15 protein-coding genes are annotated in these 16,374 nt (G+C 34.9%); all 15 read right to left on the bottom strand.

The window, feature by feature from the left end; genetic code table 11:
* Window positions 1-58: 58 nt before the first annotated feature.
* Window positions 59-979, bottom strand: coding sequence for a nucleotidyltransferase (locus J5A74_05585; protein ID QUI96758.1), 921 nt, complete (start codon window positions 977-979; stop codon window positions 59-61).
* 138 nt (window positions 980-1,117) lie between these two features.
* Window positions 1,118-2,212: a UDP-galactopyranose mutase gene (glf, locus tag J5A74_05580; protein QUI96757.1), complete on the bottom strand. Its 1,095-nt coding sequence runs from the start codon at window positions 2,210-2,212 to the stop codon at window positions 1,118-1,120.
* Window positions 2,213-2,234: 22 nt separating this feature from the next.
* Entirely contained in the window at window positions 2,235-3,575 is a 1,341-nt protein-coding gene (locus J5A74_05575; GenBank protein QUI96756.1) for a hypothetical protein, read from the bottom strand.
* 191 nt (window positions 3,576-3,766) lie between these two features.
* Window positions 3,767-4,009 (bottom strand): acyl carrier protein, encoded by a 243-nt coding sequence (locus tag J5A74_05570; protein QUI96755.1) that lies wholly within the window; start codon window positions 4,007-4,009, stop codon window positions 3,767-3,769.
* Window position 4,010: 1 nt separating this feature from the next.
* A complete protein-coding gene (locus J5A74_05565) occupies window positions 4,011-5,735 on the bottom strand; it encodes an HAD-IIIC family phosphatase (GenBank protein ID QUI96754.1) in 1,725 nt (574 codons plus the stop codon).
* Window positions 5,736-5,752: 17 nt separating this feature from the next.
* Window positions 5,753-6,934 carry a hypothetical protein gene (locus J5A74_05560; protein ID QUI96753.1) on the bottom strand — a complete coding sequence of 394 codons (1,182 nt, stop codon included), beginning with the start codon at window positions 6,932-6,934 and terminating at the stop codon, window positions 5,753-5,755.
* Between the two features lie 10 nt (window positions 6,935-6,944).
* Window positions 6,945-8,363: an MBOAT family protein gene (locus J5A74_05555; protein QUI96752.1), complete on the bottom strand. Its 1,419-nt coding sequence runs from the start codon at window positions 8,361-8,363 to the stop codon at window positions 6,945-6,947.
* 20 nt (window positions 8,364-8,383) lie between these two features.
* Complete coding sequence (locus tag J5A74_05550; GenBank protein ID QUI96751.1) at window positions 8,384-9,121, bottom strand: hypothetical protein; 738 nt, start codon at window positions 9,119-9,121, stop codon at window positions 8,384-8,386.
* A 16-nt stretch (window positions 9,122-9,137) separates the two neighbouring features.
* Window positions 9,138-10,061 carry a glycosyltransferase family 2 protein gene (locus J5A74_05545; protein QUI96750.1) on the bottom strand — a complete coding sequence of 308 codons (924 nt, stop codon included), beginning with the start codon at window positions 10,059-10,061 and terminating at the stop codon, window positions 9,138-9,140.
* A gap of 30 nt (window positions 10,062-10,091) precedes the next feature.
* Window positions 10,092-10,436 carry an EamA family transporter gene (locus J5A74_05540; GenBank protein QUI96749.1) on the bottom strand — a complete coding sequence of 115 codons (345 nt, stop codon included), beginning with the start codon at window positions 10,434-10,436 and terminating at the stop codon, window positions 10,092-10,094.
* The gene (locus J5A74_05535) at window positions 10,426-10,770 is read right to left on the bottom strand and encodes a transporter (protein QUI96748.1); all 345 of its coding nucleotides are present in this window, start codon (window positions 10,768-10,770) and stop codon (window positions 10,426-10,428) included. Before J5A74_05535 ends, J5A74_05540 begins: the two co-directional genes overlap by 11 nt.
* Before the next feature lie 4 nt (window positions 10,771-10,774).
* Window positions 10,775-11,677 carry a glucose-1-phosphate thymidylyltransferase RfbA gene (gene rfbA, locus J5A74_05530; protein QUI96747.1) on the bottom strand — a complete coding sequence of 301 codons (903 nt, stop codon included), beginning with the start codon at window positions 11,675-11,677 and terminating at the stop codon, window positions 10,775-10,777.
* Window positions 11,677-12,804 (bottom strand): dTDP-4-amino-4,6-dideoxygalactose transaminase, encoded by a 1,128-nt coding sequence (rffA, locus tag J5A74_05525; protein QUI96746.1) that lies wholly within the window; start codon window positions 12,802-12,804, stop codon window positions 11,677-11,679. Before rffA ends, rfbA begins: the two co-directional genes overlap by 1 nt.
* Window positions 12,805-12,827: 23 nt before the next feature.
* Window positions 12,828-14,522: a hypothetical protein gene (locus tag J5A74_05520; GenBank protein QUI96745.1), complete on the bottom strand. Its 1,695-nt coding sequence runs from the start codon at window positions 14,520-14,522 to the stop codon at window positions 12,828-12,830.
* A gap of 1 nt (window position 14,523) precedes the next feature.
* Window positions 14,524-16,374 (bottom strand): glycosyltransferase, encoded by a 1,851-nt coding sequence (locus J5A74_05515; protein ID QUI96744.1) that lies wholly within the window; start codon window positions 16,372-16,374, stop codon window positions 14,524-14,526.

The following is a 16,374-nucleotide window of genomic DNA, read 5'->3' as shown; positions in this document are numbered from 1 at the left end:
AAAAACACCCTATATAAATATTTTTATTATCTCTATCTATATAGATATCTCTTATCACCTAACTAAACAACTTTTCCTTATAAACTCCATTACTGATCAGCTCTCGAATGGAGTCAATTACAATCTGCTTGTCCTCCTGATAAGTCACACCAAACCACTTGTCATCTGTGCGAAGCACCTCAACAGTAGCTTCCCCTGACTTTAACATGCGGTCAATAATTCTAGGCAAGAGATATTCTTTCTTGATATCGCTTTCTGGCAACTTCTCAAGAAAGACCTCAAATCCTTTGTCGAGCACCTCAATAAACTTTGGATGTAAGCCCCACATATTCATCGAAACAGCACTGTCAAGTTCTACCTCAACATCCTGACCATCATCATCTTTTGCACTCAACTTTCCATCCACCATTTGAATTTCATAGGTCTCCGTCACTTCAGAGAGCTTATTGTCCTTGATGTGGCAAACTCCCCTAGTCACACCGCCATTGTCACTGAGTGTATTCGCCAACTTAAAACCTGCCATACAAAGATCCATTGGATTTTCATTGACATCCATCTGATTAACTAGATAATCATGTAACTTTACAAAGCACTCCTTGCCATAGTAGTCGTCTGCGTTGATAACGACAAATGGCTCATGAATGACATTTTTTGCTGCAAGAATGGCCTGACCTGTTCCCCAAGGCTTCTTTCTATCCCATTTTCCCTTAAACTTTTCTGGGATGTCATCAAGTTCCTGATAGGCATACTCGACCTCAACAATTTTTGAAATTCGATTGCCAATAATCTCCTTAAAGTCCTTTTCAAGATCCTTTCGAATAATAAATACGACCTTATTAAATCCTGCCTCCAATGCATCATGAATGGAGTAATCCATAATGATCTCTCCACTTGGTCCTACCTGTGCCAATTGCTTAATACCGCCCCCAAAGCGACTTCCAATTCCAGCTGCCATAATTACTAATGCTGTTTTCTCCATACTATTATGCCTCCATATCTCTCTATCATTCACATTTGCGTCTAAAAGTGTCCTACTATTATAACACCTTTGCCTCACATTTTGTCAGTTTTTGTGGCAAAACAATAAATTCTTAAGAATTACGCCATCTTATGAATTTTATAAGTTTTTCTCACAAAAACGCAGTGCTGAATCAATCACTGCATCCATATCATAATATCTATACTCTCCAAGTCTTCCGCCAAATAGAACCTTTTGTTCCTTCTCAGCCAAATCTCTATATTGCTGATATAGCTTTGAATTTTTCTCATCATTAACTGGATAATATGGCTCATCTCCAAGCTTCCACTCCGAGCTATATTCCTTACTAATCACTGTCTTTGGCTGTGTACCAAACTCAAACCACTTGTGCTCAATAATTCTTGTATAAGGTGATTCTGCGTCCGTATAATTGACAGCCGCGTTGCCCTGAAAGTTTGGCATATCCAATACTTCCGTCTCAAATCTCACACTTCGATACTCAAGTGCTCCCAATTGATAATCGAAGTAGGCATCAATTGGACCTGTGTAGATCACCTTTTTAGCCAATACATCCAATTCCTCTCTGTGCTCTAAGTAGTCCACATTTAATCTAACTTCCACACCCTCTAGGATGTTCTCGACCATCTTTGTATAGCCGCCCATTGGAATTCCCTGATAAAGTGCATTAAAGTAGTTGTTGTCATAAGTCAATCGAACAGGTAATCTCTTAATAATAAATGCTGGCAGATCCTTGCAATCTCTACCCCATTGTTTCATTGTATAACCCTTAATGAGCTTTTCATAGATATCTGTTCCCACCAAGCTAATTGCCTGTTCCTCAAGATTCTTTGGCTCAGTAATACCTGCTGCTTTTCTCTGCTCTTCAATCTTTGCCTCAGCTTCTTGTGGAGTCACCACGCCCCACATCTTATTAAATGTGTACATATTAAAAGGCAAGGAATAAATCTCTCCCTTATAATTTGCTACTGGTGCATTGGTAAAGCGATTAAATTGAGCAAATTGATTGATGTAGTCCCACACTCTCTGATTATTTGTATGGAAAATATGTGCTCCATATTGATGTACATTAATTCCCTCAATTTCTTCTGTATAAACATTTCCAGCGACATTTGGTCTTTTGTCAATGACCAATACTGATTTTCCCTTTAATTTTGCCTCTCTTGCAAAGATTGCTCCAAACAATCCTGCACCAACGACTAAATAATCGTACATGTTGTCTCCTTCTTCTTACATATTATTTTCTTAAATAAATTGTCACTCCATCACCAGTATATGCGAACTGATAATTATTTTCAATATTGGGTAAATAGCGATGGATATCTTGCTGATCAAACCACACAATGGCCTCCACATTCTTTTCTTCCAATTCCTTTCGATATTCCTTCCAAATTCCATCTTCATGGTCAAACATTGATGGATGAATATATGGATACTTCGTAGCAGAGTTTCTCTTTGATGCCAAATAATACCCTGCATGATCTGGAGAAGCAACAGCAATTTTGCTTCCCTCAGCTGTATTATCACGAATAAAAGCGACGACCTCTTGACTTTTTCCTACATCTTTCCAGTTTGACACTTGACTGCGGTAGGCAATGACTCCATTTGGAACAAGCAAAATAAATACGAGCACCGCTGCTACAATTTTAATTGATCCTTTCACTACTCGTTGAACAATTAATGTATAAGCAAGTAAAAGCCATACATAGTAAACACTACTATATTGCACATATTTTCTTCCAGGTAATGCAACAAAAAACATTTGCAAAACTAAAATCACTAATACTGTCTTTAGTAAATCTTTCTCCTTAGATTCCTTACTCTCTCTCGAGAACACTTCTATAACAATATAAACGATTATAAAATAGAAAAGTAAAAGAATATCTGGACGATTAAAAAAGAACCAAAATGTTCCAAAAATATGACTATGCAATACATCCACCTTAAATCCCTGCCAAGTAAACTTAAAGTACTGTTGGATCATATCATAGGCTCCATGTACACCCTTTAGCCACACCAAAATTATTCCTGACAACACAGCCCAAACTCCACCAGGAATAAAAATTTGAGTCAACATTAATTTTTTATTTTTTTTCCAATATTGGATTACTCCCCAAATGTAAAATAGAAATATTCCAAAAACAAGTGCCTGTTTTGTCCAAAAAACCAATGTAAACAAAAGCCCCAAAAGAGCAAGTCTCGTCTTACTTAGCTCTTTTTCAATATATAAATCTATACTACAATAGACAAATCCTAAGATAAAGGCTAAGCCAAGATAATCAGGTGTATTTCCAATCCAAAATGCCCAACTCAAACCAGACAGCACACTCACGCTCACAATTAGTGCCAACTTTTCCTTTAAAAAATGTTCTGTAATTTTATATCCCAATAATTCAATAATAAACATAGCCAAAAAATCAATCAGCCATACTCCATGAATCTTAGCAATAGCAAACCCCAGCGCATTAATTATATATAGTACTGGTCCAAAGTGATCAAAATTATCTCTGTAAAGCACTTCACCACGCAACAAAGAACTTCCAATATATTGATACACCCCACTGTCACTATAATTCACTCTGTGACTAAAGATTGAAGTCACATCTTGTAGTGAGAAAAAGAACGCAAAAACTAATAAGCAAAATACAACTATCGCCTTCCTTGAATAACCCTTAGCTTTCATTTTATCCAAACTCCCTAAAACCAATAAATACCCCGACTATAACCATAGCTAGAGTATTTATTGATAACTATAATCATTCCACAAAATTAGTTAAGATGCTTCATCAAGGCATCTACCAATTCTCCAAGATTTGCACTATTTGAAAATTCATCAAGGGTGAACTTCATCTTAAACTCTTCCTCAATATCGTTAATTAAGTTCAAATGAGTCAAGCTGTCCCACTCATCCACTGTATTTGCATTTGACTCATCATTTAATTCCAAATCATCATTTTCAAATACATCCCTACAAATATCCACTACCCTTTCAAAAGCTTCTTCTCTTGTCATCTTACTCCTCCTCATTAATATAACTTACTTGATCTTTATAGCTGTCCACATCTAATGCGTAATTATTTTCTCCCACATTAGTAAATCCCATCTTTTCATAAATCTTCTCTACCATAGCGTTCTTTGGAGTAGGAATGTATTCTGCAGTAATTTTCTTAAATCCATGCGCTCTTGCTAACTTAACAATCTTGTTAACAACATACTCCTCCATACCTCGTTTCAACACACGACAGCTCATCAACCAAGTATCTACAAAAACTTCTTGTTCATTTTTCTTTTCTAAAATCACCACAGAAACTAAACCATGATCTCCAAACTTATCCTTTAAATGCAAAGACATCGTCAAAAATTTTTCATTCTCTGCAATGGCCTGAATATCAGCTTCTGAATATCTCATTGTTCTCAAATTAAATTGATTTGAGCGTTGAGTCAACTGTGCAATTCGAGCATAATTTTCTGGCATAAACTTTTCAGCCTTGCCAATCATTTCCAAGCTCTTTAAATAATCATCTATTGACTGATACTGAACCTGTAACTGTTTTCTTTGAAATTCGGCCTGATAAAGCTTTGTTCTATCTGACTTTACTCCCACATAGGATGCACAATCAAAGTAATTACACTCCTGAAGATAGCCTAAATAAAGTGCTGGATCTTCTGGTAACTCTGGCACCTCAATATCCTTAATCATTTGGCGAACTAGATTTCTCTCAAATGGATTATCATCCACAAATACAATAGAATCCATACCAATATTCAAAGTCTCCTGAATCAACTTAATATTGGTTGCCTTGTCCTCCCAGTTTGCAACAAACACAGAAATATCATCTAAATGCAAAACCATCTCTTCATTTTTTTCAAATGGCTCTTTTGCTACAGACTCTGTGTTCTTACTGCATACTGCCAAAATAATTCCTGCTTCTTTTAATTGCTTTAACCAACGCTGAAAATTCGTGAACACATGCCCTTTGCCCAATTCACCAATTTCAATTCCGCCAATTCCATCATCTCCAATGACACCGCCCCAAAGAGTATTGTCTAAATCAAGAATAATACACTTCTTTATTTTTCCAAGAATAGACTTCTGCACATCAACAACTGCCTTTGTAATATAAGGCAGTGCATTCATCGAAGCACTCAATTTTGCACTATAATACATCGGTGCGTCAAAGAAATTCTTTGCTCCAATCCGAATTTGTATTGCCAACAAGTCTACAGGATAAACATTTGCATCACTTCTCATAGCCTCTTCCAGTAAAAAATTCAACTTTCTTATCTGATAAATAAAGCTAATGTCCACTTTTGCTGAATATTCTCCCAAAACCTTGTCGTCAATCTCAGTAAAATTCATTTGGATAACTTTGGCTTTTGAATTTTTCTCAATAAGTTCCCAATATCCTCTAATTTTTTCAATGTAAATATCAGCAAAATGTGCCCTATTTGACAATGGCATATCTAAGAACTCTTCATACAATTTCTCTGTTGCCAGCCACAATACGATTGTATCAGGTGAAAAATGATATAATTCTGAATCCACATCTAAAAGTTGTGCCTCAATTTGATTATAATCTGCATCAAACACATTGGCATTAATTCCTGAAAGCTTCGCATAACCTAGAAGTGACTTTGCAAAAAACTGTGTCGCACAATTTCCAAGGATGGCCACTCTCACTTCTTTACCTTCCACAACCTGCTTCGCTGCTTTTCTCAGTTCATTAAACGAATACATAATTCCTTCCTTTCTGCCTATTGAATGCTTTTATCAAAAGAAAACATCTTATAATTTGCGGATGTTGAATCATCATGTGCCCCCACCATGAATTGTGCATAAGCAATAATTACAGTATCATAATGATTATCCAATATATACTGCTTCAAATCAAATGAGTCATCAACTTCACGCATAACTAGACTATCGACTTCCTTTATCCCTAAAGATAAAAAGGGCTCTGTCGTCTGTTCGTAGGAATCTCCAAGGAGCAAAACCTTTCCATAATTAACATTATGATTAATGCAATTAAGACGATTATAAGAATAATGCCAACTTCCTACCGAGTAAACATTCGATTTTTTATCATATAAAGCTTCATTTACAAACATATCAAATGTTCCATCTTTATTTCCATCTGGAAATTTAAAAGTATAACTCGTCTCAAACTTTGGTTTAATTTCTGTAAAATCATCTAGTCCAACATATGCTCCAGAAACTTTTCTCCCTTGTTCTCCCAACCAAGCCTTTTTATACTCAACCATGTCATAATTATCTACATTATATATAGAAGTGTCAATAGAATAGCCACAATATTTATTAAGACCATCCGCTATAATTTTCACTGCCCATAGCGTTGCCTTTGTAGTCCAATGATGATCTGTTCTATAAAAGAAATCTTTGATATTCAATCCTTCTTCTCTAATATTTTCTCTCAAGTCAATCGTCGGTATGCCTTTTTCTCTAATTCTTCCAAGAAATTTGTCCATATTCCGATTGCTAAAAGAATCAACACCAAAATTTTCCTTAAAGAAATTATCATCCACATACTTTGTTGGCTCATTAACATAAAGCAAATGAATATCATGCTCTTTCAAAAAATCAGCTAACGCACTTATTTGATTATATTCATAATCTGTAGAAGTTTCCGGAGATGAAGAAACAATGTAGTTTCCTTTTGCAACATACATACCCATGTTGCTGTAATATCCACGCATTCCCATTAACTTTTCCATAATTCCATTAATATCAATAAGTTCATGCTGTATCCACAAATTGCTTGTAAAATCAGAATCTATAGCATTAATATTGACATCCTTGTGAACAGCTGCATCTGCAATTTTTTGTATTGTACTATAGCCACCTGAACGAATAAATGCTATCCCCAGTCCAAGTACAAATAGACTAGACATGGCCTTTTTTGTATTCCATTTTTCCATTATCTTTCTCCTAGAAATTTGCATAAGCAAACGGATTATTTTGTCCAACAACTGCAAATGTAATCGCCCATATAAATAACACAATGACTAAAATTCCAATAACTGCATCATAAATCCTACAAAGTTCCTCTTTTCCCTCAAACCTTTTTCTCAAATTTGGCACTACTGGGAATGATAATACAATAGCAAATAAAATAATCCAAAAGTAATCTTTAATTATAAACATAGTTCTTAAGTCAGAAATCGTATGTTTTTGGAACATAAACATATTTTGTATATAAATTACAGCTGTCTTTAAATCTTTTGCCCTAAATATTACCCATTCGAAATTGATAAAGAACAAGGTGAAAATGCGATATGCAATCTTCATTCCCTTTGATTTAAAGGTATCTGGAAAACCTGTCACTTTCTCAAATGCAATTAAAATGAAAAATCCTAATCCCCAAACAACAAAATTCCATGCTGCTCCATGCCATATCCCTGTTGCTAACCATACAGCCAACATATTAATATACACTCGACCTTTGCTCTTTGTTCGAGATCCGCCTAATGGAATATAAATATAGTCTCTAAACCACTGGCTCAATGAAATATGCCATCTTCTCCAAAACTTTGCTACAGATTCTGTCATATATGGATAATTAAAATTTTCCATACAATGATAGCCAAACATTTCTGAGAGTCCAATCGCCATATCAGAATATCCTGCAAAATCAAAAAAAAGTTGTAATGAATAGCAAATAGCCCCTAACCATGCAAAAGCTGGTGTAAATAATGAAAAATCTGTAGAATAAACTTCATTTGTAATATTAGCTAATACATTTGCTAATAAAACTTTTTTATTAAATCCAATTAAAAAGCGAAACACTCCATCACTAAATAGGTGATTCTTTTCTTCAGTCCCTATAAAAGTATTCTTGAAATCTCCAAACCTTGCTAATGGTCCAGATAGAACTTGTCCGAAAAACGATAGATACAGTACATCTCTCACTGGTTCATGATCTAATTTCACCTTTTCACTATATACATCACATAAATAAGAAATTGCTTTAAATGTAAAAAAAGAAATTCCTAATGGTAAAGCTAAATTTCTTAGTGCTAATGTAGAGCCAGCTAAATCATTAATTGTAGAAATTGCAAAATCCATATACTTATAATAGATTAAAATCGAAAGATTAACCAGTACTCCTACTGTAACTAGAACCTTTTTCAATTTCTTCTCTTTTGCTCTTGCAATCAGTCTTCCTAACACTACAGTAATGCATACAGCTACTACAAATAATTCAAAATATTTTAAGGACCCAACAGCATAAAAAAATAAACTCAATGCCACTAAAATATATTCTTTAGCCCTATCATCTGCAATGTAGAAAACTCCTAAAGCAACTGGTAAGAACACAAATAGAAAAATGGTACTTGTGATTGCCATTATCTTCCCCCAAAAACTTCTTATTCCTTTTTAATATGCTTAACCAATACATAACTCATATTTTTAACTTTATATCCCAACTCCAAATGCATTCTTAAGGATGCTGGATTATTAGAAGATACTGCTGCAATAATTCTCTTCTTTCCATCTTCCTTTGCCTTTAGCATTGGATAATACAAAACAGAAAATCCAAGTCCAAGACTCTTTTTAGCATCATACAATCCTGCCAGTAATGAATCAGAAACTTTATTCGAAATTTCTTTTAAGAGAAAGAATCCAATCTCCATACCATTATTTTCTACAATATAGCAAGTAGATTTTCCCGACTCAATTTCCTGTTGGCACCAATTAGCAAAACGAATGCCTGATTGCTCTTTTTTAAAAAAAGGATCTAAATACACCTTATCCGTGTCAAATATTCCCTGACGGATTGCCTCATATACCTTCTCTTCTTCCCCATCTTCAATTTTACGATAGCAAATATACTCTTCATATCTTTCATATGCCTTTGGCAAAGCAAGATTTTTTAAATCTGCAGATAACTCAAAACTTGTCTCTGCAAATCGAAAACCATGATCTTGTAGAAGATACACAATATCCATTCGTCCAACAGGCACCCTGCACAATTGGTAATCAAAATTTATCTCTCCCAGAATCTCTCTTCCTATTTTCTCTATGCTTTCTGTTCCATCAAAACGAAATTCAACACTGTGGACACCTAGATTTTTCTTCTCCCATGGTTGCTCAATTTTTTCCATATTCCCCACCCTCTTCCTAATGTTTAATCTTCTCACGAATTACATATTGTGGAGAATGATTGATACAGATGTAAATACGTCCAATATATTCACCAATAATTCCTAAAACAAACAAAATCATTCCGCCCATTAATAAAATAATTGAAATTGTCGAACTCCATCCAATAGGAATACTTTGATCAACTAGCCTTCGAATTACTGTGACAATAATAAATAAAAGACCTAAAAATGCTGCAAACAATCCACTAAATGTTGCTAAACGCAATGGTTTCACAGAAAAAGAGGTAAACCCATTGAGCCAAAGCCCCAATAGCTTACTCAACGAATAACCCGACTCCCCAACTTCCCTCTCTCGATGTCTTACCTCTACATTACATATTTTTCTTGTGGTTCTAAGTACTAATCCTGTAACATACGGATATGCATTGTCATATCTTAAGATCTCATCAATAATAAATTTCCGTGCTGCAAAATAACTTGATATATATAAGTCTTTAGGCTTTTCCAAAAGATGCTCTGTCATAACACTGTTGAGATGACTACCCAAATTTCTAAACTTTGAATGCTTTTTGTTGGAATACTCTGCATACACCACATCATATCCTTCATTAATCTTATCTAGCAACTTTCCAACTTCATTTGCCGGTGTCTGTCCATCATCATCAAGGCAAACGACAACTTCACCACTAACCTCATGAAATCCAGCCATCAATGCAGAATGTTGACCAAAATTCTTTGCCATATCAATGCCAATAATATTATCATTTTCCTTGCACAATCTTCTAATCTCACTAAATGTGTCATCTGGTGACGCATCATTTACTAAGATGATCTCATATGTATACCCATTAAGAGTAGCCATCGTTTCCTGAACTTCACGAATAACACCTGCCAAAGTTTTCTGAGAACGATAACAAGGAATAACAAATGAAATTTTCATTTTTCCTTCTCCTCTCTATTCCCTATAAATTTATATGTTAAAGAGAACAATTCCTAAAATAATTGCCGCCATACCTATTACTTTTTTTGTGCTCAATTTTTCATTTAAAAATAGAGCTCCCAATACTGCAACATATACATATCCACTTGCTTCCAATATTGGTCCCATTGACAGCGGCACAAACTTATACGCAAGTACCGTTAACAGTGACGAGCCAAAAAACAAAGCATACGCAAGCATTACAGGAATATTTAAATACTCCTGTAATTTACTTGCATATGTTCGATTGGCACTCTTTTTTAAAATCACCTGTGATACCGAAGAGATGAATACTGAAAATAAAAATAGCCCTATATATCGAATATCAATGTTCATCTGCTGCCACCACCATATATATTCCAAAAATAATAACCAATGCCCCAACTACATTAAATACCGTAATCTTTTCTTTAAAAACTAACATTCCCCATAACAATCCCCAAACAACTGTGATGGCTTTATTTGCATAAGCTGTGACTAATGGCAACTTTTTCAAAATTTGTTGCCAAAATAATGCATAGGCAAACAAATCGATAAGAACCAAGCCATAAAAAATAATAAACTTTACCGATAAAAAACTTTGTGTTCCTGCAATTTTTGAGCAAACCGCACCTAGAGAATAGATAAAGAGTAATATATGTAGCTGCACAAACACTTTTAATTTTTGCAACTATCTATTCTCCCCTCATACTAGAACTTAAAACTTTACCATCAGCAACTTTTTGCAAATACTTTCCATATGGTGATTTTCCATATCGCCTTGCAGCAATCTCTAATTCTTCACGACTAATCCAACCATGGCGATAAGCAATCTCCTCAGGAGCTGAAATCATAATTCCTTGGCGTTGCTCCACCATACTGACAAACTCTGAAGCTTCTAAAAGACTTTCCATTGTTCCTGTATCCAACCATGCAAAGCCTCTTCCAAGTAATTGAACCTTTAATGTCTCTTCATCAAGATACATTGAATTTAGTGTTGTAATTTCAAGTTCACCTCTAGCTGAGGGCTTTACTTGCTTCGCCTTCTTTGCCACTCCCTTTGGATAGAAATAAACTCCCGTAATTGCATAATTGCTCTTTGGCTCCTCTGGCTTTTCTTCAAGTGAAACCACTTTACCACTTGAATCAAATTCAACAATGCCAAATCTTTCTGGATCCTCTACATAATAACCGAAAACTGTTGCGCTTCCCTCCTTAGCTCCCTTTGCAGCCTGCTGTAATATTGAAGCAAATCCATTTCCATAAAAGATATTATCTCCAAGCACCATCGCACAGCAATCATCTCCAATAAATTCCTCACCAATAATAAAGGCTTGAGCAAGTCCATCAGGTGTAGGTTGTACTGCATAGGACAAATGAATACCAAATTGTGACCCATCTTGTAATAGTTCTTTAAATCGTGGTGTATCTTCTGGTGTAGAAATAATCAAAATATCTTTTATTCCTGCCAACATCAATGTAGATAATGGATAATAAATCATTGGCTTATCATAAACTGGCAATAACTGTTTGGATGTTACTAAAGTAAGTGGATACAATCTTGTTCCTGCTCCACCTGCAAGTATAATTCCCTTCATTAGCGATAGAACTCCTTTATTTTATCAATCACCTTTTGCTGATCCTCAAGTTTCAAATTATAATACATTGGTAAACGCACTAATCGTTCGCTCTCTTTTGTCGTGTAGCGATCTTCTCCATGAAATCTTCCAAACTTTTTTCCAGCTGGTGCAGAATGCAATGGAATATAATGGAATACACAACCAATCTCATTTTCACGCATAAATGAAATAAATGCTGTTCTTTCTGCCAAATCCTTAGCCTTAAAGTAAAACATATGTGCATTGTGTAGACAATTCTCTGGAATAACTGGAAGATTTATCTTTCCAGCATCCTCTAACTCCTTAAGTCCTTTGTAGTATCTATTCCAACTGTCCATTCGATTTTGATTAATTTCATCAGCCACCTCAAGTTCTGCATACAAATAGGCTGCATTCATCTCACTCGGAAGATAGGAAGATCCTGCATCTACCCAAGTATATTTATCAATCTGTCCACGGAAAAACTTACTTCTGTTTGTTCCCTTTTCTCGTATAATCTCTGCTCTTTCTATATTTTCTGGGTCTCTGATAAGAAGTGCTCCACCCTCTCCCATAGAATAATTCTTTGTTTCATGGAAACTAAAACATCCATAATCACCAATAGCACCAAGTGCCTTTCCTTTATATGTGCTCATAATTCCCTGTGCGGCATCTTCGATGACAAGCAAATGATACTTCTTTGCAATCTCCATAATTTTGTCCATCTCACATGCTACACCAGCATAATGCACCGGAACAATCGCTCTTGTCTTTTCTGTAATAGCATCCTCAATGAGATATTCATCCATATTCATAGTATCTGGACGAATATCCACAAATACTACCTTAGCTCCACGAAGTACAAAGGCATCTGCTGTCGATACAAAAGTATAGGAAGGCATAATCACTTCATCCCCTGGCTGAATATTGCCAAGCAAAGCAGCCATTTCTGTCGCATGCGTGCAAGAAGTTGTCAACAATACTTTTGAAGAAGAAGTTCTTTCCTCCAACCACGCATTACACTTTTTAGTAAATTCTCCATCACCACAAATCTTATGGTTTTCAATTGCCTTCTTTACTGCATCTAACTCTGGACCCACGAATGGTGGTACATTAAAATTAATCATCTTCTTCTCCCTCCAACATCTCTCTATTGAATCACCAAATTTTCAGTGCCATCTGCTGCTCTCAATAATGGATACTCGTAGATATTATGATCAAAAATCAAAAATTTCATTCCCTCAACTTCAAAGCTATCAATGGCCAACTGATAATAAGCATCTGCAAGCTGCTTTCCCGGCTCAATCATAACAAAACACTTTCCTGTATGTAACTCTGGCTTATACAAATCCGATGATACACCATAATATTGCACATTTGAAATGTCATTTTTATCAAAATAGTATGGCACTGTAGGTTTTGTCGCATCATAAGCTGCAAAGCCTATCCTACTATTCGACGCCATCATATAACTAAACGATCTCCAAAATGGTGCAAAGCCATAATGTACATCTCGATGCTCTAATTCTTCAAACACCTTCTTTACAACCTTATCCTCTGTGTGCGGATGAAACAAGGTTTTCATCGTGTTGCCATTCAAAAACTTATGATAATCCATAGCAAAATAATACTTTGCATTTAATGTGAATGATGTAATTAAAATTCCAGCAAGTACAATGTTTTTCCATGGCTTATACTCCTGAAAATGAAATTCATAAATATAAGCTGCACATAAAATAATGTTCATCATATACATTGGAATTAAGTACCTTGCTTCAGCATATCCACAAAAAATCATCATAAACATTGTCAGGACATTACTTGTCTGTGTAAAAACAACTAGATATTGAATGTAGGGACTCTCTATCTCTTTTAATCTTTTCATCATAACTATTGGAATAACAAAGTTAATAATGACAGCAAACACCATCACAATACAATTGCTAATTGACACTAAATCAAATAATTTAGTAGTAGCTTCAACACCCAGCAATTGCCACATCTTTCCGAATACAATAAAAAAATGATTTGAGATTTCTACAGGATCTAAGATTCCTATATTAAACATCACATTATTAAAGCCTGTGATCGCACATATCACCTTGTATCCAATAAGCCCTACAATTGTACCAACAAAAGTCCATACAATGAGTTTTATTAGATACTTTTCTTTTAACCACGCCTTAAAATCCCATTCTTTACGTAAAAAGAACAAGACAAAAATAGCAAAAAATGAAGGAATTATAATCTGTAGTACATTAGAAAGTCCCGATGCACAGATCCAAATAAATATAAAAAGATACAGTGCATAAACAATTCCCTTTCTCCTAGATGAAACTGTCTTTCCTTCTATATTGAGCAATGTCTTAAAACAAATTAAATAAATCGTAATTGCCCAAATATTATATACATATGCACTCTGATAAAATAGCATATCATTGTAAATTCCACCAAAGGGAATTAAAAACAAAATGCTCTCTATACAAGCTTTCTTTTTATTGTCCCATTCTAAGATAAAAAATCCTAAAACCAGAACAACTACGGCCATAACACTTCCTGAAGAATGAATTAAATATTCATTCTTTGTAAAGAACATGGCAAAAATGAGAAAAAAATTATAAAACGGTCCAAATACTACAGTCGTATAATGAAAGTTTTTTGGATACAATCTCCCCTGCTTAAAACTCTCTTCTGCCCAAAATAAAAGTCCTGCACAGTCAGAATGCAAAAAATATTTTGCAAATGCCAGAATAATAAATGCTATACTCAATAATGCAATAGCGGTATAAATAAATAAGCCATACTTATTGCACCTATCAAAAAAGCCAATTTTTTTCTTGTTCATATTACAATCCTAGGTACCTTTCCCAGAATTCAATATTCTGCACTTCCTTGCATCGACTTTGATAACTCTTTTTTGCTGTATCATAGCGCTTATCAATTTCTCTGAACATATAATTCATCTTTGCATAGCACTCTAATAACTTTTTATTGTCCTTCTCTGTAACAAAGGCTTTTTTTGATGTCACATCATATTGTAGAATCTTTTTTGCTCTATAGGCATTAATCGGGCGGATAGAAGACATCGAAGTAACTACATTTCCCCTTGTTCTTAAAAGATAACCATTGAGCGTCAATATCCTCTTTAACTTATTTATTGGTGAACTCTTTTTATGTCTTTCCTTGTCATACTCTGGATAGGAAAATGGAACATCTAAATTTTCCAACGGCTCGGCCTTATACCCTGCCGCCATAATCTCCTTATGAAGCTTTTCACCATCTGACTTTAACAGCCAATCCACACCCTTTAAGAAATCAGCCACGCCACGAAGAATTAAATCAACATTTTTATAGCGGTAATATACAATCTCTCTTGTGATTGCTTTAAACATATCCTTCTTTAAATCATTTTTTCCATACCAAGGACAGTGCATAGAATTGTCAATCAATTTATTTCGGATAATATAGTACTCAAGGAATGAAGAATATTTATTTTCAAATGGCTCGTGCCATACACAAATTCCATTCATCAAAATTAAATTCTTCATATTTCTAAGACCATACTCTAAGTCATCACCTCGAATAAAAATTGGCATAGGAAGATTATCTGATCTTACAATGTCCATTGGAAAACAGCAATACCACCAAGCATTATACTCTCTGTACTCCTCCCACTCATTGTAAATGCAATCCATTAGCATTCGCATATCAAGTCCCATCTTTAGTGGCTCAAGTCTTCCCGCATTCCAAACAGCTCCTGATTCCACTTGAGAATATTGTTTGTCGATGCGAAGCATTGCTCCACCAATAAAGGAATCCTTATACTCTTCCTTTAGCAAGGATAAAATTTTGTATGTTTTCACAATAGACTCTGGATCAATCACAATGTCATCATCCATCAAGAGCATATGGGTAATCCCCATTCCCTTCTCATTAGCACGACTTGCCTCAATCATACATCTTGTAAATCCACCAGCTCCACCAGTATTTTTATTCTTTACAATGTGAATTTTCTCTGAAGACAACTGATCAATGTCTAAGGTCTGCCCATTGTCTGAGGCAAAAACTTCAAGATGTCCATTCAAATCTGAATTCTGATTTTCAATAATATGCTCATTTAAGATGCCAATATTTTTTGTGACATACGCCTCTCTCTTAAAAGTACAGATACCAATAGCAATCTTAACATTGCGAATCTTTTCTTCTTCAACTTCTGTATAAAATTCGCCACCATAAAAACATGAACCATCCTCTAATGCAGTAAGTTCAAAGCAGAGCATACCCACAGTATAGGCTTCTGGAAATAAAATTGTTCTTACTTCGTCATTCTTTGCCTCAATGATTGTCTCAAAAATTGGTTTTTCAAGCAAATCATCCACCAATTTTTGCTTAGAATATAATGTAACTCGAAACTTTCCCTTGATTTTTAAATCTAAAAATAGTTGATCAAGTATAGTGTACTTCTTCCATTTTTCAATTGAAAAGCCATTAAAATAGGTATCAAAAGATGCTACACCATCCTCTTTAAAGAGAAGACCACAATCTCCGAGCTTTCTTACTCCTGTATCTGCACTCTTATCTGCATGCTCTAATGTCCATACATCATGTACAGGATTTTTTCCCAATCGATAATACAAAAGTTTTTCTCCACACAATCCCGCCTTTGGCCAAAGAATATCCTGTAATTTAAATCGCAT

This window comes from Lachnospiraceae bacterium oral taxon 096 (assembly GCA_018141845.1).
Lineage (GTDB): Bacteria > Bacillota > Clostridia > Lachnospirales > Lachnospiraceae > F0428.
Note: the sequence above shows the minus strand (reverse complement) of the source record. Positions and strands in the feature narration are given on the sequence as shown.